This window comes from Hyphomonas beringensis (assembly GCF_000682755.1).
Taxonomy (GTDB): domain Bacteria; phylum Pseudomonadota; class Alphaproteobacteria; order Caulobacterales; family Hyphomonadaceae; genus Hyphomonas; species Hyphomonas beringensis.
The window spans coordinates 155,824-176,420 of record NZ_AWFF01000043.1 but is presented as its reverse complement, the minus strand read 5'-3'; the positions used below and the strand labels follow the sequence as shown (position 1 = coordinate 176,420).

The 20,597-nt window shown below is 60.6% G+C and carries 22 protein-coding genes; 8 read left to right on the top strand and 14 right to left on the bottom strand.

Annotated elements, in window-relative coordinates:
• The coding region (locus HY29_RS19380; RefSeq protein ID WP_034796883.1) for a hypothetical protein at positions 1-218 on the top strand (218 nt) is incomplete at its 5' end.
• Positions 219-295: 77 nt separating this feature from the next.
• On the opposite strand, the gene HY29_RS11395 is transcribed toward HY29_RS19380, so the two are convergent.
• The 7 genes from HY29_RS11395 to HY29_RS11365 all read right to left on the bottom strand — a co-directional run bounded on the left by HY29_RS11395 (position 296) and on the right by HY29_RS11365 (position 6,246).
• Complete coding sequence (locus tag HY29_RS11395; RefSeq protein ID WP_034796882.1) at positions 296-670, bottom strand: EthD domain-containing protein; 375 nt, start codon at positions 668-670, stop codon at positions 296-298.
• A complete protein-coding gene (locus tag HY29_RS11390) occupies positions 667-1,902 on the bottom strand; it encodes an acyl-CoA dehydrogenase family protein (protein ID WP_034796880.1) in 1,236 nt (411 codons plus the stop codon). The genes HY29_RS11395 and HY29_RS11390 overlap by 4 nt, the downstream gene beginning before the upstream one ends.
• A gap of 69 nt (positions 1,903-1,971) precedes the next feature.
• Positions 1,972-2,718: a tRNA pseudouridine(38-40) synthase TruA gene (truA, locus tag HY29_RS11385; protein ID WP_034796878.1), complete on the bottom strand. Its 747-nt coding sequence runs from the start codon at positions 2,716-2,718 to the stop codon at positions 1,972-1,974.
• Between the two features lie 10 nt (positions 2,719-2,728).
• Positions 2,729-3,211, bottom strand: coding sequence for a GNAT family N-acetyltransferase (locus HY29_RS11380; RefSeq protein ID WP_034796876.1), 483 nt, complete (start codon positions 3,209-3,211; stop codon positions 2,729-2,731).
• Positions 3,211-4,176, bottom strand: coding sequence for a methionyl-tRNA formyltransferase (fmt, locus tag HY29_RS11375; protein WP_034796875.1), 966 nt, complete (start codon positions 4,174-4,176; stop codon positions 3,211-3,213). Before fmt ends, HY29_RS11380 begins: the two co-directional genes overlap by 1 nt.
• Positions 4,177-4,327: 151 nt before the next feature.
• A complete protein-coding gene (gene def, locus HY29_RS11370) occupies positions 4,328-4,858 on the bottom strand; it encodes a peptide deformylase (protein WP_034796873.1) in 531 nt (176 codons plus the stop codon).
• Positions 4,859-4,902: 44 nt separating this feature from the next.
• Positions 4,903-6,246, bottom strand: coding sequence for a DNA recombination protein RmuC (locus tag HY29_RS11365; RefSeq protein WP_034796871.1), 1,344 nt, complete (start codon positions 6,244-6,246; stop codon positions 4,903-4,905).
• 135 nt (positions 6,247-6,381) lie between these two features.
• Between HY29_RS11365 and HY29_RS11360 the strand changes: the two genes are divergently transcribed.
• Together HY29_RS11360 and HY29_RS11355 are read left to right on the top strand one after the other, a co-directional pair.
• On the top strand, positions 6,382-7,008 hold the full coding sequence (locus HY29_RS11360) for a hypothetical protein (protein WP_034796869.1): 627 nt from the start codon (positions 6,382-6,384) through the stop codon (positions 7,006-7,008).
• A 36-nt stretch (positions 7,009-7,044) separates the two neighbouring features.
• On the top strand, positions 7,045-8,001 hold the full coding sequence (locus HY29_RS11355) for a glycosyltransferase family 2 protein (protein WP_206741954.1): 957 nt from the start codon (positions 7,045-7,047) through the stop codon (positions 7,999-8,001).
• Positions 8,002-8,007: 6 nt separating this feature from the next.
• Here HY29_RS11355 and HY29_RS11350 read toward each other — a convergent pair whose 3' ends face one another.
• The 3 genes from HY29_RS11350 to HY29_RS11340 form a co-directional block, all read right to left on the bottom strand.
• Positions 8,008-8,334, bottom strand: a complete 327-nt coding sequence (locus HY29_RS11350) for a YbaB/EbfC family nucleoid-associated protein (protein ID WP_034796867.1) — start codon at positions 8,332-8,334, stop codon at positions 8,008-8,010.
• Between the two features lie 16 nt (positions 8,335-8,350).
• A complete protein-coding gene (locus tag HY29_RS11345; protein WP_034796865.1) occupies positions 8,351-10,051 on the bottom strand; it encodes a DNA polymerase III subunit gamma/tau in 1,701 nt (566 codons plus the stop codon).
• A gap of 86 nt (positions 10,052-10,137) precedes the next feature.
• On the bottom strand, positions 10,138-10,914 hold the full coding sequence (locus HY29_RS11340) for a tyrosine-protein phosphatase (RefSeq protein WP_034796863.1): 777 nt from the start codon (positions 10,912-10,914) through the stop codon (positions 10,138-10,140).
• Between the two features lie 185 nt (positions 10,915-11,099).
• On the opposite strand from HY29_RS11340, the gene HY29_RS11335 reads away from it, so the two are divergent.
• Positions 11,100-11,660, top strand: a complete 561-nt coding sequence (locus HY29_RS11335) for a lipid-binding SYLF domain-containing protein (protein WP_034796959.1) — start codon at positions 11,100-11,102, stop codon at positions 11,658-11,660.
• Between the two features lie 77 nt (positions 11,661-11,737).
• Here the strand turns inward: HY29_RS11335 and HY29_RS11330 are convergent, their stop codons facing one another.
• A complete protein-coding gene (locus tag HY29_RS11330) occupies positions 11,738-12,238 on the bottom strand; it encodes a GNAT family N-acetyltransferase (RefSeq protein WP_034796861.1) in 501 nt (166 codons plus the stop codon).
• A gap of 6 nt (positions 12,239-12,244) precedes the next feature.
• Complete coding sequence (locus HY29_RS11325; protein ID WP_034796859.1) at positions 12,245-13,696, bottom strand: AMP nucleosidase; 1,452 nt, start codon at positions 13,694-13,696, stop codon at positions 12,245-12,247.
• 321 nt (positions 13,697-14,017) lie between these two features.
• On the opposite strand from HY29_RS11325, the gene HY29_RS11320 reads away from it, so the two are divergent.
• The 3 genes from HY29_RS11320 to HY29_RS11310 all read left to right on the top strand — a co-directional run bounded on the left by HY29_RS11320 (position 14,018) and on the right by HY29_RS11310 (position 16,244).
• Entirely contained in the window at positions 14,018-14,368 is a 351-nt protein-coding gene (locus HY29_RS11320) for a UrcA family protein (protein ID WP_034796857.1), read from the top strand.
• A 147-nt stretch (positions 14,369-14,515) separates the two neighbouring features.
• The gene (locus tag HY29_RS11315; protein ID WP_051601435.1) at positions 14,516-15,784 is read left to right on the top strand and encodes a sensor domain-containing phosphodiesterase; all 1,269 of its coding nucleotides are present in this window, start codon (positions 14,516-14,518) and stop codon (positions 15,782-15,784) included.
• 85 nt (positions 15,785-15,869) lie between these two features.
• Positions 15,870-16,244 (top strand): PRC-barrel domain-containing protein, encoded by a 375-nt coding sequence (locus HY29_RS11310; protein WP_051601434.1) that lies wholly within the window; start codon positions 15,870-15,872, stop codon positions 16,242-16,244.
• A gap of 93 nt (positions 16,245-16,337) precedes the next feature.
• Here the strand turns inward: HY29_RS11310 and HY29_RS11305 are convergent, their stop codons facing one another.
• Positions 16,338-17,366, bottom strand: a complete 1,029-nt coding sequence (locus tag HY29_RS11305; RefSeq protein ID WP_034796853.1) for a ribonucleotide-diphosphate reductase subunit beta — start codon at positions 17,364-17,366, stop codon at positions 16,338-16,340.
• 240 nt (positions 17,367-17,606) lie between these two features.
• Between HY29_RS11305 and HY29_RS11300 the strand changes: the two genes are divergently transcribed.
• Positions 17,607-18,464, top strand: a complete 858-nt coding sequence (locus HY29_RS11300) for an alpha/beta hydrolase (RefSeq protein WP_162176716.1) — start codon at positions 17,607-17,609, stop codon at positions 18,462-18,464.
• A gap of 36 nt (positions 18,465-18,500) precedes the next feature.
• Here HY29_RS11300 and HY29_RS11295 read toward each other — a convergent pair whose 3' ends face one another.
• Positions 18,501-20,492, bottom strand: a complete 1,992-nt coding sequence (locus tag HY29_RS11295) for an alkyl/aryl-sulfatase (RefSeq protein ID WP_051601432.1) — start codon at positions 20,490-20,492, stop codon at positions 18,501-18,503.
• Positions 20,493-20,597: the final 105 nt, after the last annotated feature.

Below are 20,597 nucleotides of genomic sequence, written 5' to 3'. Positions count from 1 at the left end.
ATGCGTCCGACCGCCCGAAGCCAAAGCCGAAAAATCTCTATAAATACGAAGCGCCCGCTGTGCCCGCCTGGGAACGCCCGGCGCTGGGCAGCGATATGCCAGCCGAGTTTGTACAGAATGCCCAGCCACTCATTCTGAGCGCGCTGTGCAATGTCATGGAATCTGCAATCGCCGACCTACGCGCAGCCTATCGCGAGCCGGCTCCCGACACGTCCTGACACGGAACTTCAAACCCGAATCCAGATCCCCTTACCGGATGGCCCCGCCATGCCGGGCGTACGTGCTGGCGTGAAGGTCAGCCTCCGCTTCCAACCACCTCGACCTCCTCCCCGAACCAGAGCGGAGAGTTGGCGAGGTCGATGAATTTCTTCTCATCCTCCAGCAGTTCGGCGCCGGCTTTCGCCGCCGCCTCGCTGCTATTGGCTGCCATGGCCGCCTCGCTTTCGAACCAGAGTTCCGCCACGCCATCATAGGCCTCCGGCCCGCCGCGACTGCCTTGCATGGCCGCGTTCAGGCCGTCATGGCGGGTATGGTTCTGCACATAGCGCAGGATGCCCAGCGTCTTTGCATGCTTCGCCACCAGCGGGGCATGCTGCTCTCGCCAATAGGTCTGGAAGTCCTCCCGGCTCATATGCGGCAAACGCCGCAGACAGAAGGTCAGCTTGATCATAACAAGTCTCCACCGGCGGCGGCGGCCGTCGTGCCATCCTTCTTGTAGGCGCGGATCACATTCTTGCCGGTGATCCATTTGTGCACCTCGTCCGGCCCGTCGACCAGGCGCTGAGACCGGATATGCGTGTACCAGGCCGCCAGCGGCGTATCGAGCGAATAGCCCAGCGCCCCGTGCAGCTGGATCGCCGTATCCACCACCTTGTGCACCATGTTCGCCAGGAACACTTTGGCGATGCCATTCTCCTGGCGCAAATCCATGCCGTTCTCGGCCTTGTAGGCAATGTGCATCAGCATTAGCCGCGCGATGTAAAGCTGGCTCGCACATTCGGCCAGCATGAACTGAACGCCCTGACGGTCTTCCAGGGGCTGGCCAAAGGTCTCACGGCTGGTAACATGCTCCGTTGCCAGATCAAGTGCGCGCTGGGCCATCGCCACATTGTGCATGCCATGGCGCAGCCGGCCATAGGCCAGCCGGTGCTGTCCCATGGAGAAGCCGCCCCCTTCCCCGCCCAGCAGATTCTCTTCCGGCACGACCAGATTCTCGATCTTCACCTCGGCATGGCCGCCGCCCATCTCTTCATAGTGCGGTCCGTGTACGGCCATGGTCGGGATGTCACGGATGATGTTGTAGCCGGGATTGGGCAGTTCCACGATGAAGGTGGAGAATTGCTGGTGGCGGGGCGCATCCGGATTGGTCTTCGCCATGACCACGGCAATGTCTGCCGCCGTCGCCGCGCTGGAGAACCATTTCTCTCCATTCAGCACATAATTGCCCTTGCCATCCTTCTGTGCGCGCGCCTGCATGCCGGTGGCATCGGCCCCTGCGGCTTTCTCCGTCATGGAATAGCAGATGCGCTTTTCGCCATTCAGCAGCGGCTTCAGATATTTCTCTTTCTGGAAATCCGTTCCATGCGCCAGCAGGGTCAGCATGGTGGCATCATCCGGCCCTTGAGAGTTCATCGAGAGCGCGCCGAGATGGCTCTGCCCCAATTCCATCTGCACCAGCGCATTGGCCAGCGGGCCGAGGCCCATGCCGCCATGCTCTTCGGGAATGAACGGGCACCAAAGGCCCTGCGCCCGTGCCTTCTTGCGCAGCTCAGCCAGCACCTCCTTGTAGGGCCGCCCGGCATCCATTTCCTTTTCGGCGGGGATGCATTCCTCCTGCACCCATTTACGCACGCGCTCGCGAACGTCTTTCGCCTCTTCCGGTATCGTGAAATCAATCGCCATGTTTCGCTCCCTGTTGTTTTGTCAGGAAGGCTAATCCGGAAGCCCGGCGCTGCACAGACTGACTTCGCGTCAGCTGTCAGCGGCGTAATCGACCTTTTCCAGGTACAACCCTTCAGCGGGCGCGACCGGTCCGCACGCAGACCGGTCAGCCTGCGCCAGAATATCGGCAATCCAGCCGACCGGCTGGCGGCCCCGGCCTACATCGACCAGACTGCCCACCATGGAGCGCACCTGACGGTGGATGAAGCTCTGCGCCCGGCAGGTGAATTCCACCCGCTCTCCATAGCGCGAGACGGTGAACTCTTTCAGAGTCTTCACCGGCGTCAACGCCTGGCAATCGGTATCGCGAAAGGTGGAGAAATCATGCGTGCCGACAAAGGCCTGTGCCGCCGCATGCATGGCGTCTGCATCCAGCTTCGACGGCACCCGCCAGGCCAGCCCCCGGTCAAGGCTGAGATCCGCCCGGCGATTGATGACGATATAGCGGTAATGCCGCTGTGTGGCATTGAAGCGCGCATGGAAATCGTCCGCCACGCGCTCTGCCTTCAGCACGGCAATCGGGTGCGGGCGCAAATGGAAGTTCATGGCATCGGCCACCTTGTCGCGGCGATCGATGCGCAAATCCATATGCGCCACCTGACCGGTCGCATGGACGCCGCTATCGGTACGGCCCGCGCCATAGATATCGACCGGCGCGCCATCCAGCTTCGCAGCCGCCTCTTCCAGCGCGCCTTGCACCGTCGGCACATCCGGCAGCTTCTGCCAGCCCTGGAACGGGCCGCCATGATATTCAATGAGGAGTCTGTAGCGAGGCATCGCGCGTGCCCTAGCCAAAGGCAGCCGGATAGGTCAACCGCCCGGATGCGGGTGCCTCATCGCTGAGCTGCAGCGCCATGAAGGCTTCGCCGGACCAATCGGCCTGATAAGGCGCGGCCTCCTCGGCGGAAAATCCGAAGCGGGGATAGTATTCCGGATGGCCCAGCACGAAGACCAGGCTTTCGCCCGCACCCTCCAGCGCCATCAGGCCCATCTGGATCAGGCCGCTGCCAATGCCTGTATTCTGAAAGTCCGGATGCACAGACATCGGGCCAAGGCCCACGGCAGGCGCGCCCTCAACATCTATGCGGAAAAACTGGATATGGCCGACAATGCCGGCATCATCACTCGCCACCAGAGACAGCACGCTCTCCCCGCTTTTCGCCAGCTTGCGCACGATGCGGCCTTCCGCCTTGCCGCCAAAGGCCAGATCGTTCAGGGCGACAATCTCTTCCAGGTCTTCTTCATGCGCGGGGCGGATCCAGAAGCTCATCAGTCAAGCACCGTATCCGGAGCAATGGCCTGCCCTCTCAGGAACTGGTCTGCGTCCATAGGTTTGCCCCCGGGCTTTTGCAGGCGCAGGATACGCACAGCGCCGCCATCTCCGCAAGCAACCAGAAGATTGTCGTCCAGCACCATGCCTGCAGGCGCGGAGGTTTCGCGGCCTGACCGACGGCTCATCAGCAGTTTCAGGCGCACCGGCATCTCTTCGCCGGGCGGCGTCCATTGGCACCAGGCCCCCGGAAAGGGAGACAGGCCGCGGATATGGCAATCGACCTGCCGCGCCGGTTTCGTCCAATCAACGCGCTGGTCATCCGGGCCAAGCTTTGCGGCATAGGTCATCCCCTCTTCCGCCTGCGCGGCGGGGGTCAGGCTGCCATCGGCGAGCCCTGCCAGCGCGCGCGGCGCCAACTCCGCCGCCAGCTCTGCCAGCCGGTCATGCAGGCTGCCCGCTGTGTCGTCTTCGGTGATCGGCGTGCGTGAAGAGGCAATGACCGGCCCGGTATCAAGCCCGGCTTCCATCATCATCGCATCGACGCCGGTCTCATCATCGCCCGCCATGATCGCCCGCTGGATCGGCGCCGCGCCCCGCCAGCGCGGCAGGATGGAGGCATGCATGTTGAGACAACCAAGGCGCGGCGCATCCAGCACCGCCTGCGGCAGGATCAGGCCATAGGCGACGACCACGGCGGCATCCAGATCAAGCGCCGCAAAGGCCTCCTGCTCCGGCGCTTTCTTCAGGCTTTTCGGGGTGCGCACCTCTATGCCCTGCGTTTCGGCATAGGCATGGACAGGCGTCGGGGTCAGCTTCTTGCCCCGGCCGGCCGGGCGCGGCGGCTGGGAATAGACGCAGGCAATCTCGTGCCCGGCCTCGATCAGGGCCTTCAGCACGCCGACGGCAATGTCGGGGCTTCCCATAAAGGCGATGCGGAGAGGTGTTGTTACTTGGTCAGACATTTGTGGGCGTCATGATCCCATGCGCCGCCACGGTCAAGACATACACCGGCCTTCTGGTGGAGGCGCACCTGGCCCACCCCCCAGACACTGCCGGTAATCAGGCATAAGATCAGTGCCGCGCGGACAGAGGACCAACGACGAACCATCAGGCTCAGGCGGCGTTTTCACGCATCGCGCGCAGCTTGGCTTTCTTCACCTTGTCGACCGCGCGTTGGCGCTTGAGGCGGGACAGATAGTCGATGAACAGCGTGCCTTCGAGATGGTCCATCTCATGCTGGATGCAGACCGCGTAGAGGTCTTCCGCCCATTCCTCAACCTTGAAACCATCATAGTCGAGATAGCGGATCAGGCATTTTTCGGGGCGCTCCACCTCGTCGAAAATGTCCGGTACAGACAGGCAGCCCTCTTCATAGGGCTGGGTTTCTTCAACCGTTTCAACGATTTCCGGGTTCACGAAATAGCGCGGCTGGGGCTCCTCGCCTTCCTTGGCGAGGTCCATGACGATGACGCGCAGCGGCACGCCAATCTGGATCGCGGCCAGGCCAATGCCCGGCGCGTCGTACATGGTTTCCAGCATGTCATCCATGAGCGCGCGGATCTCATCAGTAACGCCGCCCTCGACGGGCTTCGACACTTCCTTGAGACGCGGGTCCGGAACGGTGAGGATTTCTCTGATAGCCATAAGTCTCAGATATGCATCGCAGGGGCTTTGGTCAACTCTTGCGCTCACTCAACCGGAAGGGTCTTGCCGGTCGTGCCAAAGTCCAACTCACCAGTGTTTTCAGGCACATTTGCGCGCGCCTCAATCTGTTTCGGCTCAGCCGGGGCCTTGTTTGGCGGGGCGATCTTCATGTCCTCGAACTTGCGCAGCGTCGGCAGGACGCGCTTGTCGAAAGACCCCATCATGGAGTTGTAGTGGTCCACCGATCCATTCAGCGATTTGCCCAGCTTCTCGATATGCCCGAGCATGACGCCCATACGGCTGTAGAGGTCTGCGCCCAATTCTGCCGCCGCCATGGCGTTTTCGTTCATCTCATGCTGGCGCCACAGATGCGCCACGGTGCGCGCCAGGGCGATCAGCGTGGTTGGCGTCGTCACGATCACCTGACGGCTCATCGCCTTCTCGATCAAATCCGGTGAATGCTCCAGCGCGGCAGCAAAGAAATTCTCCCCCGGAATGAACATGGCGATATAGTCAAACCGCCCGCCCAGATTGGACTGATAGTCCTTTGAGGCCAACGCGTTCACATGGCGCTGCACACTGGCGGCATGGGCCTTCAGGTGGGTTGCGCGCTCGGCGGGGTCTTCGGCATTCACCGCTGCCATGTAGGAGGCGAGCGAGACCTTGGAATCGACGACGATCTGCCGTCCGCCCGGCAGGTGGATCACGGCGTCGGGGCGCTGGCGCCCCTGCTCTGTCGCATCGTGCACCTGTTCGGAAAAGTCGCAATGCGCGGACAGGCCGGCCTGCTCCATCACATTGCGCAGGGTCATCTCGCCCCAGCGGCCGCCGCCCTTCGGCGCCGTCAGCGCGCTAACCAGCTTGCCGGTTTCGGATGTGTTCAGCTTCAGGCTCTCATGGATCGCCTTCACCTGCTCCTGAATGGCAGATTTGTCTTCGGTGCGGACTTTCTCGATCTCGTCGACGCGCTTCTTGAAGGCCTCGAAATTCTCGCCAATTGGCTTGATCAGCTCCTTCAGATGGCCCTGCGCGCCTTCCTTGTGCTTCTCGAAGGTCTCATTCGCCAGCTGCAGGAATTGCGCATTCGCACGCTGTAACACGCCCTGCGCCATCTCCCCGAATTTGCGCTCATCCTCGGCGCTGCGGGCCCTGGCTTCGGCCAGTTCCAGCTCGGCTTTGCGGGCGACGTCTTCCAGCGTGCGGATGCGCTGCTTTGCTTCGTCCAGATCATCGCTGGTGCGTTCATAGTCCAGCCGGTAGCGCTCTGCCTTCGCGCTGCTCTGGCTGGACAGCCACCAGGCCGTGCCGGCAAGGGCCAGCACAAGCACAAACAAAACAAGGTGCACGACATCAAAGCCCGCACCGCCAATAATGATGATCGGATCCATGGATGCATCCTTGCACGATTCTTCTCAGAACATATAAGGAACAAGCAGGCCTGTCCATGCAGCATCGACCGGTCGCTTGACTTCACGGCGGCGATCGCGCCCTGTCGCAATCGGGCTTCTGAGGGGGAATGATCCATGGCGCGCTTTGGTAAACGTGTTCTGACGGCTCTGACACTGTGCCTGCTGATGGCGGGCTGCGCCTCTTCCCCCAGCGGCAGGGGCAAGGCCGATCTGGCCCCGCCCCCAGAGGGCAGCGTGCTCTACCTGCCCCCCTTGGCGGAGATCACTTTGGTTACCGCATCCGGCCTGCGCGAGCCCCGTGCGGACTGGTCCGAAACCGCCGCCATTAACCTTGCCGATGCCTTGCAAGACGCGGTTGGAGAGGCCCGGACGGCGTATTCAGACGCAGGCGAGGCAGAGGCCGAAAGGCTCGCCTCCGCCGCCGAAACATCAGGGCCGATTGCGCCGGACATCACGAGAGACCAGACCAGCCCCAGCGATCTGGTGGCGCTGATCGTGGCAAAAGCCGATGTCGAAAGCTCTGCCAGCCGGCTGGTTCAAGGCAGCCTGGGCGTCATCTTTGGCGGCGTCCCCGGCCCGGACGGCGTGGAACAGACCGCCCGCCTCACCCTGTATGACCGCACCACCGGGGAAGCCGTCTGGACATATGAGGTCACAGGCGTGGACCCGCGCGACGCCAAGGCCGCGAAACGCTTAATTCTTGAGCTTCTAGGCCCGTTGAAGCTGGATACAGAAAGCTGACACTGTTTTTGCCGTGCGGAATCACGCATGCATGGCATGGGATTTGCTCACCCGTCTGGCATGATGCCAGCTGTCCAGACTCCCCCATGCGAGGTTGCCGAAGTGACGATCGATATCTGCGTATGCACCTATCGCCGCCCCTCAATTGAGGCGACGCTGCGCTCTCTGGACGCGCAAAAGCTGCCCACCGGGGTCACGGCCCGCGCCATTGTGATCGATAATGACGAGACACCCTCTGCCAGAGACCTCGTCGAGCGCGTGGCGAATACCCTGTCCATGCCGGTCACCTATATTCACGCGCCAGCCAACAATATCTCCATCGCCCGCAATGCCGGGCTGGAAGAGGCCAAGGCAGAATGGATCGCCTTCATCGACGATGATGAAGAGGCCGAACCGGACTGGCTCGCCTCCCTGCTTCAGGCCGCCCGTCTGAAAAAGCTGGACGCCGTGTTTGGTCCGGCCATGGCCGTCTATCCGGAAGACGCGCCTGTCTGGATGCGCAATCAGGATTACCATTCCAACATCCCCCAGCGTCGCGGCGGCGTGGTGCAGACCGGCCATACCTGCAACGCCCTTCTGCGGGCCAGCTCATCCCTTGTCCGGGGCCAGCGCTTCCTGCTGGAAAAGGGCAAGACCGGCGGAGAGGACACCGAATTCTTCTTTCGCCTGTGGTTCAATGGCGCCAAGCTGGACGTCACCGAAGCGGCGGTCGTCTACGAGAAGGTAGACCCGAACCGGATGAATTTGAAATGGATCAGCAACCGGAAATTCCGTTCCGGGATGAGCTATGGCTATCACTCGCTGACCACACGCAATGCGGTGACACTCACGCTGGCGGCCATGGGCGCCATGGCCAAGATCGGCCTGTGCTACATCATGGCCGGCCTGTTCATCTGGTCAGAGGAAAAGCGCAATTTCTGGCTCATGCGTGGAATGTTCCATCGCGGCGTGCTGGCATCCACGTCCAGCAAGGCAGAGCCTGAGCTTTATTAGCGCGCCCTAGAACGGCATCTTGAAGCCGGGCAGCATGCCGCCGCCAAGGCCTTGAGTGGCATCCTTCATGGCCTTTTCCATGGCCTCGTCCAGACGCTTGCGCGCGTCGGAATGGGCCGCCTTGATCAGGTCTTCCAGAATTTCGGCGTCATCATTCATCAGGGTGGGGTCAATCCGCACAGACACAAGATCGCCCTTGCCCTTCAGCGTCACGCTGACCAGCCCTGCCCCGGCCACACCTTCGGCCTCTGTGGCTTCGATCTTTTCCTGCGCTTCCTGCATCTTGGCCTGCATCTGCTGGGCCTGTTGCATGATCTTGCCGAGGTCTTTCATGGGAAGCGGGCCTCCTTCAGGCCGTACGTCTGGAGTTCAAATCTATGACATTATCGCCATCCGCGCCATCCTGTTCAGGCGCGTCCGCGGGCTCTGTCACATCGACAATGGTAATGCCGGGAATACTCTTCAAGGCATCCGCGACAGCGGGATGCTCCGCTGCAGAGGCAAATTTCTCTTCGCGGGTTCGGATTTCTGTCTGCCGCATTGTCTCTGCGCCGGTCCGGATCTGCTCGACCACCCAGTCTTCGCCGGACTCGCGTTCCAGAAAGCCCTTGAGGCGGGCCAGCACATCCCCCGGCGCGGAATCTTCAAGCTGGCAGGAGAAATAGCCATAGCGCACGGGCCCCGGCCGCACATACCGCTCCAGCTCCACCTGCAAATTCACTTCGCGCAATTCGCCCAGATAGGCGACAATTTCGGCAAAGCTTTCCAGCCCGCCGGCGGGAGACGGGGCCATTCCGTGTTGTTCAGACTTTCCCGGCGAAGCGCCTTTTTCGGCAATCATCCGCGCGGCTTCTTCCGGTGACGGAAGGTTCGCCGCAGCCGACAGGCGCAGGATGATCATGTTCAGGGCTGTCGCCGTGTCCGGCGCGGTCTGAAGGTCATTGAAGCCAGACAGCAGGATCTGCCAGTACCGCGCGGCCTGCGCGGCGGTCAGCTTCTGCGCCATGGCCAGCGTGCGCTCAGTCCATTCGGCCGGGCCGGCAGACTGGAAGTCCCCGCCTGTCGCCTGCGCAACGGATACATCGGCGCAGACATCCATCAGATCCTTCAGGATCACGGCGGGGTCGGCCCCCGCATGAACCTGGTCCTTCACCTCGGCCAGCGCCTCAGCGGCCTTGCCGGAGATCGCCTGCTCGAACGCATCCAGCAGGCGCGCCCGGTCTCCCAGGCCCAGCATGTCCCGCACGGCTGCGCCGGTGACTTCCTCGCCATCCATGGTCTGCACGATCGCCTGATCGAGGATCGACAGCCCGTCGCGGACAGAACCTTCGGCGGCGCGAGCGATCAGCGCGAGGCCCTCTTCGGATACCATCGCGCCTTCATTCTTCGCCACCCGGCCCAGATGTTTCGCCAGTTCGACGGCATCCAGACGCTTCAGGTCAAAGCGCTGACAGCGCGACAGCACCGTGATCGGCACCTTGCGGATTTCGGTTGTCGCGAAGATGAACTTCACATGCGGGGGCGGCTCTTCCAGCGTCTTCAGCAGCGCGTTGAACGCCGCCGTGGAGAGCATGTGAACCTCGTCAATGATGTAGACCTTGTGGCGGGCCGAGACCGGCGCATAGCGGGCCCCGTCCAGCAGGTCTCGCATATCGGCAACGCCTGTGCGGCTGGCGGCGTCCAGCTCCAGCACATCCGGGTGGCGGCTAGACATGATGGCGTCGCAATGCTCCCCCTTCGGGTCGAGGCGGATGGATGGGCCATCATGATCGTCTGACTGATAGTTCAGCGCGCGGGCCAGCAGGCGGGCCGTGGTCGTCTTGCCCACACCGCGTACGCCGGTCAGCATGAAGGCATGCGCCACACGGCCTGTCTCGAACGCATTGGAAAGCGTGCGGACCATGGCCTCCTGACCAATCAGATCCTCAAAGCGGCGCGGACGATATTTGCGCGCAAGCACCTGATAGGCATCCGATTTCGGAGCCTCATCCTCCCCGAACATCGAGAAGGTCTGGTCGTCGCGTTCTTCGGGGAGTTCGGAATCGCTCATTGGGCGGGACTTTAGCGACTCATGGGGCTCGGCGGCAATGGGGCGGGTGTCGAATCTGGGGGGATCTCTCCCGCCCTGCCAGCCGGTTAGCCGATCAGGCGCGTGCGCAGTTTTTCCTGCAAGGCCTCATCCACGCCCAGCACGTCCGTCAGATAGGCATTAATGCTGCCATGACGGTCCTGGATCTTGTTGAAGGCCGTATCGAGATAACGCAGGCGCACGCCCAGGAAGGGCCGGAAGACTTCCGGCTCATAGACCTTGCCGACCTGCTCATTGAAGTGCGCAGCGGCCAGAGGCAGGAACTCGTCAATGTTCACGGCCGTGTTGGTCAGCTCATAATCGGCGCGTAGGTCTGATTCCTCAACGCCCAGCACATGATGGGTCAGCGCGCAGAGAATGCCTGTCCGGTCCTTCCCGGCCGCGCAATTGACGAGACCGGCGGCCTGCCCGTCCAGCTCAGCGAGGCTGTGGAACCAGCTGGTGAACAGCTCGGCATGGTGCGGCTTGAATGGCGCGGCGGCGTAATAGTCATTCATCCAGTCATCGGCCTGTTGGGCATCTGCCTCAACCCGCTTCAGGAATTGCGCATGGGGCGCTTCATGTTCGCGCCCGCCATCATGAGTCAGCGTCTTTGGGGCCGACCAGCGTGCGACATTGCGCTCGCGCTCGTCCGGGCGGCGCAAATCTGCCTGCAAGGCAATGCCAAGCGCCTGAAGCGCTTCAAGATCCTGTTCGGTCGCCTCGGCATAGTGGCCGGAACGGAACAGGCGCCCGCGCTTCACCTGGCCGCCATATCTGGAGGCATACCCGCCAAAATCCCGGAAATTCCGGACACCCTCAAGCACATAAATACGATCTGTCATACGTCGCGACCTAGCGTGAGCCGGGCCCGCCGTCCAGATGGCCGTGAGGGAAGGTTTTGTGACTTCGGTCTGCGCAAACAGGGGAACCTTCCAGGGCGCAGGGAGTTGTCCCACACACTTCCCTGCAAACGGGGAGACCCGCCCGCCATTCGGCCAAGACGGGTACAAAAATGGAGATTCAACAGATGATGAAATTTCGTTCTGCCCTTCTCGCCGCCGTTCTGGCTGTTGGCGCCCCTGCCCTCACCACGGCATGTACAACCCTGCCGGATGAAGTTGACCGCAGCGAGATCGATGCGAGCAGCCGCGCTGCGCTGAACAAGCTGGTCAGCGAGAATGACGCCGCCCGCGCGATCTATAACCAGTCCGAAGCGGTTCTGGTCTTCCCGTCCATGGTGAAAGCTGGCCTCGGCATTGGCGGCGCCTATGGAGAGGGTGAACTGATCCAGAATGGCGCGACGGTTGACTATTACAACTCCATGACCGGGTCGTGGGGCCTGCAGGCAGGCGCACAGCAATATGGCTATGCCGTCTTCCTGATGAATGACGACGCCGTGGAATACCTGTCGGAGTCTGATGGTTGGGAAATCGGTGTTGGCCCGACGGTCGTGCTGGTGAATGCCGGCGTTGCGGAGAACCTCTCCACCTCAACGCTGCAGGAAGACGCCTATGCCTTCGTCTTCAATCAGAAAGGCCTGATGGCTGGTCTCAGCATTGAAGGTACGAAGATTACCAAGCTTCAGTAACCCGAAGGCTCAGGTGAGCTAAGGTGAAGGCGTAGGGCTCTCGGTCATCGAGCCCTGCGCCTTTTTCATGGCCGTAATCAGGATTGCTGTGCCGGGATGACCCGCTCGCGATAGCTCACGCCCGGGCCATAGCTTTCAAGGCCTGCGCAGGCGCGGGCGTCAAAGCCCTGACGAGACCAGTAAGCCTCCGTTCCCGGTAGAGCGACAAGAGACAGGACGGTGACGCCAGCCTGACGCGCCACCTGTTCAACGGCCTGAAGGGCGAGCGCGCTTGCCCCCTTGCCGCGCGCAGCCGGAAGCAGCGCAATATCATGCAGGTAAAGACAGTCGGCTTCATCAGGCAAAGCCGCGAGTTCCGTATCGAGAGGAACAGGTTGCCCGCGTCGCCAGGGATGACTGATCAGATAGCCATAAATCGCGTCATCCGTCTGGCAGACGAAACAGCCCGGTGCGAACAGGGCCAGCCGGTTGGCAAACACGGCGCGGGATTCCGGATAGTCCGGATGTACCTCTTCTGCGATACGGGAGATGTCAGGCAGATGCCCTGCCCCCGCCTGCATCCAGATTGTCTTCGCCATTGCGGCCTACCGGAAGGGTGGCTCGTCAAAGGCGCGCAGTTTGCGGCTGTGAAGCTTGGCGCCCTTGTCGGCCGCAAGGCGTTCCAGCGTTTCGATCCCGATACGGATGTGCTCGCTGATCGCCCGCTCATAGAAGCGGTTCGCTGCGCCCGGCAGCTTGATTTCACCATGCAGCGGCTTGTCCGACACGCAGAGCAGCACACCATACGGCACCCGGAGGCGGAAGCCATTGGCGGCAATCGTGGCGCTTTCCATGTCGATGGCGATGGCACGCGACTTGTTGAACCGTCGGGACGTGGCCGAGAAGCGCAGCTCCCAGTTCCGGTCATCTGTGGTGACAACCGTGCCCGTCCGCAGGCGGCGTTTCAACTGCTTCTCCGTCTCGCCCGTCACTGAGGCCGCCGCCTCCTGCAAGGCGACCTGCACTTCAGCAATCGGCGGAACGGGAATTTCCGGCGGCAGGACAGAGTCCAGCACATGGTCTTCCCGTAGATAGGCGTGAGCCAGCACATAGTCCCCGATAGCCTGGCTGTGACGCAAGCCGCCACAATGGCCGACCATCAGCCAGACCTGAGGCCGAATAACGGCCAGATGGTCTGTAATCGTCTTCGCATTGGATGGGCCAACACCGATATTGACCAGCGTGATGCCCGCGCCATTCGGGGCGCGCAGATGGTAGGCCGGCATCTGGAACCGGCGCCAGGGAGTGGCATCGATTTCGGCGCGTGTCGTTTCGGTTGGTTCGGAAACTTCAAGCCCGCCCGGCACGGAAAGAGACGTGTAGTGATTATCCTGCACCAGCTGGTCCAGCGCCCAGTCACAGAACGCATCGACATAGCGGTGATAGTTCGTAAACAACACATAATGCTGGAAATGCTCAACCGGCGTGCCGCAATAATGCTGCAGACGCTTCAGGGAAAGATCCACGCGCTGGGCATCGAACAGCGCCAGCGGATGCGTCTCATACGGCTCATACAATTCGCCATCGGCCACTTCGTCGCCAATGTCAGCCAGGTTCGGGCTTGGGAAGTGCCGGGCCAGCTCTGCCGGAGAGATTTCCTCCAGGCCGGTGGCGAGCCCCTGCTCCCAGACATAGGCGTAAGGGATTTCGGAGTCGGACTTCTCGACATGAATCTCGACCTCATAATCCCGCATCAGCAGGGTCAGCTGCTCGCTAAGATAATCCCGGAAGAAATCCGGACGGGTGATGGTGGAGATATAGGTGCCAGCTTCAGACATCTTGCCGAAGGCGCGCGAAATAGGCGGCGGTGGACCATCCGGATTATAGATGAGACGGATCTGCGGATAGCAGAAGGCCCCGGACTTGCGCAGCGCAGGATCAGGCGGCGTGCCTTCGCGCAGAAAAGTGTTCAGGGCGGCGGAAAGGGCCGTTACGGCCTCGGTATAGAGCGCTTCAAGCGCGTCTATGACATGTTCAGGTGTAGTGAGTTTTGACATGGCACCAAATGGCGAAATTGCGACGTTCTGTCAATCTGTCAGGGACATAGCGGGGCCGGATGACAAACAAATGTGCAGCGTTCGCCTACCGGACAGGCAGAATGGCCCTGCAAGGCAGCTATGACTTTCTGAACAGCAAAATACGGTTGAGCCATGCACAAACCTCATGAATTGTTGCAGTGCAACATGAGATGACCAACCCGGGCGGGCGGCCATGACACTCAGGTGTCACCGCCGGGAATAATAAACGGCAATTTCGTGTGGCGGGAGGAGTTTCCTGACGGCCAAAAGGCCGCCGCTAACTCTGAAGGTATTTGGAACATGAAAAAGTTTATCATCCCGGCCCTGCTGGCCGCAGCAACCCTCGCCCCGGCCACAGCAGCTGCTGAAGGCAAGCCGATCACGGTTAAGGTTTCCTATGACAAGGTCCTGCTGGCCTCTGACATGGGCGCCAACATTGTGATGGAGTCCGTTGAAAAACAGGCAAGAGCTGCTTGCAGCGCACGTTCGCCTGTCACCAACCAGGCTTATGTCGACCGTGAGTGCGCCAAGAATGTCGCCAAAAGCGCCATGAAGAAAATTCTTGAAAAACAGGAAGTTTCCGGCCTCGACACCTCTCCGGTCTTCGCACGTGAAGCTGTAACCCTCGTCGCTGACGCGGGACAACGCTAGACCATTTCCTCCCGGAATAGCGTTGAGAGGGGCTGCCCACGGCCACGGGCAGCCCCTCACTTTTTTGCACTAAAACGGCAATTTCTGAGAAATTTCATCTAACGGCTTGGCGAGATTTATACCCTCTCCGTGCGAATTACGGTTTCAATGAAGAAACCATATATCCCCTCCCACATTGCCGCGATTGCTGATGACCCGCAGCTAGACACGCTGGCCGATATGCTGAGATCCGCCTTGTCGGCTGTTCGTGAGCATCTCGAACTCGATATCGCCTACATGTCTGAATTCGTGGACGACGATACGGTCTTCCGGGAAGTGGTCGCCCCGAAAATGACCGACATGATCGCCGATGGCAATCTGGGCGATGGCCTGCAGGTGGGCAAGAGCCTGCCCAAGATGGAGACCTATTGCCATCACATCATGGAGGGCCTGCTGCCCGCGCTGATCACGGATACGAGCGAGGTGGAAATTTCACGTAATCTTCAGGTGACGCAGGACCTCAGGATTGCGGCCCATGTCGGCATCCCGATCGTGCTGAAGGATGGCACGAAATTCGGTATGTTCTGTGGCATCAGCCACACGCCGAAGCCCGGCATGAATGAACGCGACCTGCGCGTCATGCAGATGTTCGCCAATATGGTGACTGAGCATCTGGACAGCCAGATGGTGGCGCATCAGCAATCAGGCCGCATGCGCGACCGGATCGATGCACTGGTCGACCAGAATGACTTCGAGATCGCCTATCAGCCCATCCTGAACATTCATGAGATGCGCCCTGTCGGCTATGAAGCGCTGTGCCGTTTTACCGGCACAGGCCGCGCTCCTGATGTGTGGTTTGCCGAAGCAGATGATGTTGGCCGCCTGCAGGAGCTGGAAATGGCCGTCATCCGCAAGGCGCTCAACCCTCTGTCCGGTCTTTATCCGCTGAAATTCATCTCGATCAACGCCTCCCCCGAAACCGCGATTTCGGACGAGTTCCGCAAGCATCTGATGAAGCAGCCGCTGGACCGGATCGTGCTGGAGATTACGGAGCACGCCCAGGTCGCCAGTTATGAAGATCTCATGCTGGCCCTGAAGCCACTACGCCGGCGGGGCATGCGCCTGGCGGTGGATGATGCGGGTGCGGGCTATTCCTCAATGCGGCACATCCTGAAGCTGCGTCCGGACATCATCAAGCTGGACATGAGCATCACGCGGGATCTGGACAAGCATCCCTCCCATTGTGCGCTGGTGCGGGCAATGGTGCACTTCTCGAATGAGATGCAGGGCCATGTTGTGGCAGAAGGCATCGAAACCCAAGTCGAGCTGGAAACGCTGCGTTCGCTCGGTGTCCAGAAGGGCCAGGGATATTTCCTCGGCCGGCCGAAGATCGGCATGGACAAAGCCAACGGCTTCAAACCTTCCCTGATCGCCTGACCTGATCTGTTTCCTGCATGGATCATATCCGCAGGCGCCGCGTTAATGCGGCGGAATGGATAGATCAATACAGGGAAGATCAGGCATGTCAGACACGACGACCCCCACCGCTCAAAATCCCCTCATCAGTTGCCACATGATTGAGGGCACGGAAGTTTATAATACAGACGGCGAAAAGCTCGGCCATATAGACAGCATCATGCTGGACAAGCGCGAAGGCGGTGTCGCTTATGTTGTCATGTCCTTTGGCGGTTTCCTGGGCATTGGAGAAGAATACCACCCCCTGCCCTGGAAGGCGCTGACCTATGACAATGAACAGGACGCCTATGTCGTTCGTCTGAGCAAGGAACAACTTCATGCCGCCCCCAGGCTGAAGCGTAACGAGTATGACCGCCTGCAAAACCATACCTATGGCAAGAGCGTCTACGCCTATTATGGCACCGCGCCCTACTGGTATTAAGTGACGCGCTGCCACACGCCCTGAAAAAGAGAAAGAACTCCCGGCACGTATGAACCGGAAGCTCTCTGAAAGTGTCGTTGACCACTAAAGACCTTATTCAGCAGGAACCTCTGACGGCTTGCGGCTGTCGAATTTCGACCACACCCCATCATCGCCGTGCCAGTCGCCCTTCGTGGCGCCTTTGGAATATTCCGTGGCGCGCTGTTCGAAGAAGTTCGCGTGCTCAACACCGTTGAGGATTTCTGTCAGCCACGGGATCGGGTGCTCGGTGATGCCATAGATCGGCTCCAGCTTCAGCTGGCCGAGACGCCAGTCGGCGATGTAGCGGATATAGTTCTTGATGTCGTCCGGCGTCATGCCTTCGACAGGGCCCATCTCGAAGGCCAGTTCGATGAACTTGTCCTCAAGGGCCACAACCGTGCGGCAGCATTCACGAATACGCTCGCGCAGGGCATCATTCATGACGCCCGTTTCTGCACAGAAGGTGTGGAACAGCTTGATCATGCCTTCGCAGTGCAGCGACTCATCGCGCACCGACCATGACACGATCTGCCCCATGCCCTTCATCTTGTTGAAGCGCGGGAAGTTCATCAGCATGGCAAAGGAGGCAAACAGCTGCAGCCCTTCTGTGAAGGCGCCGAACACGGCCATGGAGACAGCCAGGTCTTCATTCGTCTCACAGCCAAACTGGCCGAGATAGTCGTGCTTGGCCGCCATCTCCTGATATTCCATGAAGGCGGAGAATTCGGAGTCCGGCATGCCGATGGTTTCCAGCAGCAGGGCATAGGCCGCGATGTGGATCGTCTCCATGTTGGAGAAGGCCGACAGCATCATGGACACTTCCACCGGCTTGAAGCGCGGCATGTAGTTGGTCATGTAGTTGGCGCCAACCTCAACATCCGATTGCGTGAAGAATCGGAAAATCTGCGTCAGCAGGTTGCGCTCCTCATCGGAGAGTTTGACCGCCCAGTCTTTGCAGTCCTCGCCCAGCGGCACCTCTTCCGGCATCCAGTGGACCTGCTGCTGTATCTTCCAGAAATCATACGCCCACGGGTAACGGAACGGCTTATAGGCGAGACTCGGCGTCAGCAGCCCGGGCACATTGGAATTTCCGTCAGCCATTACGGCCTCCTACATCATCGTCTTGTGTTGGTAAGGATAATCTACACCACATATAGTGTCTTATTCGCCTATGTGCCGCAAGATGTTCTTGTGCGACAAACAGCACTTGTCCACAGGCCTGCTCACAGTTTTGGCATATTTGGCCCGTAAGGCTAGCCCCGCCTTGAAATGTGCCGCATGACAGGCACGTCAACAGGCCCAGCGGCCTACCTGCTTTGCCATAACGAGATTCGAGTTGCCATGCGTATTTTGAGCCTTGTCTTCCTTGCCTTCGTCACCGTGTTTGCCCTGCCCGCTGCGGCAGAGGTGAAGGTCATCCGGGATGTCATCTATCATGAGGCACCAGGCCTGGACCCGGGCGATGTGCGCGCGGATGTCTATATACCGGAGGGGGCCAAGGATGCCCCCATGGTGATCATGATGCATGGCGGCGCCTGGACGTTTGGCAACAAGCAGAATGCCCTCGGAATGTACCAGGCCAAATATTTCACCGATCAGGGTTTTGTCTTCATCGCGATGAATTACCGGCTGGCGCCCAGCCACCGCTTCCCTGCGCAGGAAGAGGACGCCGCCGCCGCGATCGCCTATTTCCATGAGCACGCGAAGGAATTTGGCGCAGACCCGGACAAGCTGTTCCTGATGGGCCATTCCGCCGGCGCGCACATGGCGGCGCTGGTCGCCATCGATCCGGACTATCTGGACGCCTTCGGCCTGAAGACGGATGTCATCAAGGGCGTCGCGGCGCTGGACAGCGCGGCCTACAATCTTTCCCGCACGGGACGCGACGGCGACATTCCGGATTTCTATCACCCGGCCTTTACTGGCGATGACCGGGATGTGTGGGCCGCGGCCAGCCCTACCCTGCTGGTGGAAGAGGAAACGCCGATTCCCCCTTTCCTGCTGCTCTATGTCGACCGGGCCGTTGCCCCGGCCCGCGCCAAGGAACTGGCCGAGACGCTGAAAGGGAAAGGCCACAAGGCCGAAGCCCGGCTGGTCAAGAAGCGCAGCCACAAGAGCCTGAATGACCGCCTCGGCGCCAAAGGCGACAAGGCGGCCCCGATGATTGTAGAGTTCTTCCGGGAACAGCTGGCCGATTAAGGCCAGCTATCGCCCTGCCCTGATTGTTGCCCGGCCCTAGGGCTCAACCACATTGAACCAGAAGTCCGGCGTTTCCAGCGCTGTAAACCAGGCCATCAACGCGGTCGGGTCTCCCTCAACGCTGGCCTCGCCAGCCTGGGCAATCTCCTGAAAGCTGCGGCTTTGCAGGATCAGATCATTGAACGCTGAGCGCGTCAGAATCAGCGTGGCGGCCGCCTCATCAGATTGCGCATTCTCCCGCGGGAAGGCCGTGGCATTGCCGACATCCACGAGCAGGGTTTCATCCGTATCGGTGAAGCGGAAGTTCAGCGTAAACGGATCACGTTCCAGTTTTTCCGGCGCGTAACGCACGGCCAGCGCGTTGAACAGATCCACAGTCGGCACGCCCTGAATGAACTCACGGCTTCCGGCCCGCACCTGGCCAGTTTCCGGCAGGCCATTGCGCAGCTCGTTTGCCCCCGTCAGATAATAGTCGCGCCACGCGCCGCTTTCTGCCTGAAAGCCAAGCTGTTCATAGCTGGCCGCCAGCCAGTCCCGCGCTGCCTGATTTTCCGGATTGGCGAAAACGATATAGTTGAACACTTCGGCGGACCAGCGATAGTCCCCGTCCTCGAAGGCCTTCTCGCCAACGGCCAGGGCTGCGTCTTCGCCGCCAACGGCTTCAACGAAACGCGGGGCCTTTTCTTCCAGTGGATGGGCATTGAACGTGGCCGGCACGCCATCCCACCAGCCGAAATAATACTGGAAGACGGCCTTCGCATTGTGATTCAGCGTGCCGTAATAGCCGCGTGTATCGAAATGCGTTTCCTGGACCGGTGGCTCTTCCAGATCCTCGACGATCTCGAACTGGGTTAGCCCGCGATTGGCGCGGCGTACGGTCTGGTCGTGTGTGTAGCGATAGATGTCGCGCTGGCCTGCCAGATAGGATTGCACATTGTCATTACCGAAGGTCGGCCAGTGGTGAGAGGCGAAGACGACGTCGGACTTGTCACCGTAATTGGTCAGCGCATAATCGATCACCCGGCTCCATTCGAGCAGGTCGCGCACCTTGGCCCCGCGCAGGGTGAGCGCGTTGTGGAAAGTCGCCGTGGCGACTTCTGCCGTACACAGCGCACGGAATTGAGGCAGGTAGAACATGAATTCGGCAGGCGCTTCGGTGCCCGCGGCATCAATGAATTCGAAGGTCACCCCATCAATCACACGCACGGTTCCGCGCCCGGCGATTTCCTCTGTCGGTTCAATCAGGCCCGTCCGGCCTTGAGAGAGCGCAGGCCCCAGGCCAACCCCCACCTGCCCTGTCGGACCGCTGGGCAAGGCATTGCCGAACATCAGCATGGCGCGGCGGTTCATGTAATTCCCGGCCAGCAAATTCTCGGCGACTGCCGACTCGGTAAAGCCGATGGGCGCAAGGATCGGGACACCGCGAGCCTTGGCATCGGCCTCATCGATCACGCCGCGCACGCCGCCGAAATGGTCTGCATGGGAATGGGTGTAGATGACGCCCGTCACAGGCCGCTCGCCCAGCGTCTCATTCACAAGGCCCAGCGCCGCCGCCGCCGTTTCCTGGCTGAGCAGCGGGTCCACAATGATCCAGCCTGTGTCACCGCGAATGATGGACATGACCGACAAATCATAGCCGCGCACCTGATAGATGCCGTCCTGAACCTCAAACAGCCCATGTTCGGAATTCAGCCGTTCCTGACGCCAGAGAGACGGGTTCACCGTGTCGGGGCTGTCGCCCTCAATGAAATCCTGACCGTTGATCTGCCAGACCACATTGCCATCTGCATCCGTGATCGTGTCTTCACTCAGCTGCTCCAGCAGGCCGCGCGTTGCATCAACAAAGTCACTCGTATCTTCCAGCGGCAGACGGTCCGCGACGGCCTGGTTGGCCTTCTGGGTCGCTTCAGTCGCCACGCCGACCGGCGGCGCGTCATGCTGCGCCTTGGCCTGTGTGGTCATGACTTGAGCTTCGGCGGAACAGACGGCTAGCGTCATCACACCCGCCAGGGCGTAAGTGAATCTCATAGTATCCTCCCATATGGCACGTTGCCTGCCAATTTCAGGGACAGTTTGCGCGCAGCGACTACAGGATGCAAGGGCGGCGACTTGATGCAGTGCCGAATGTCGAAA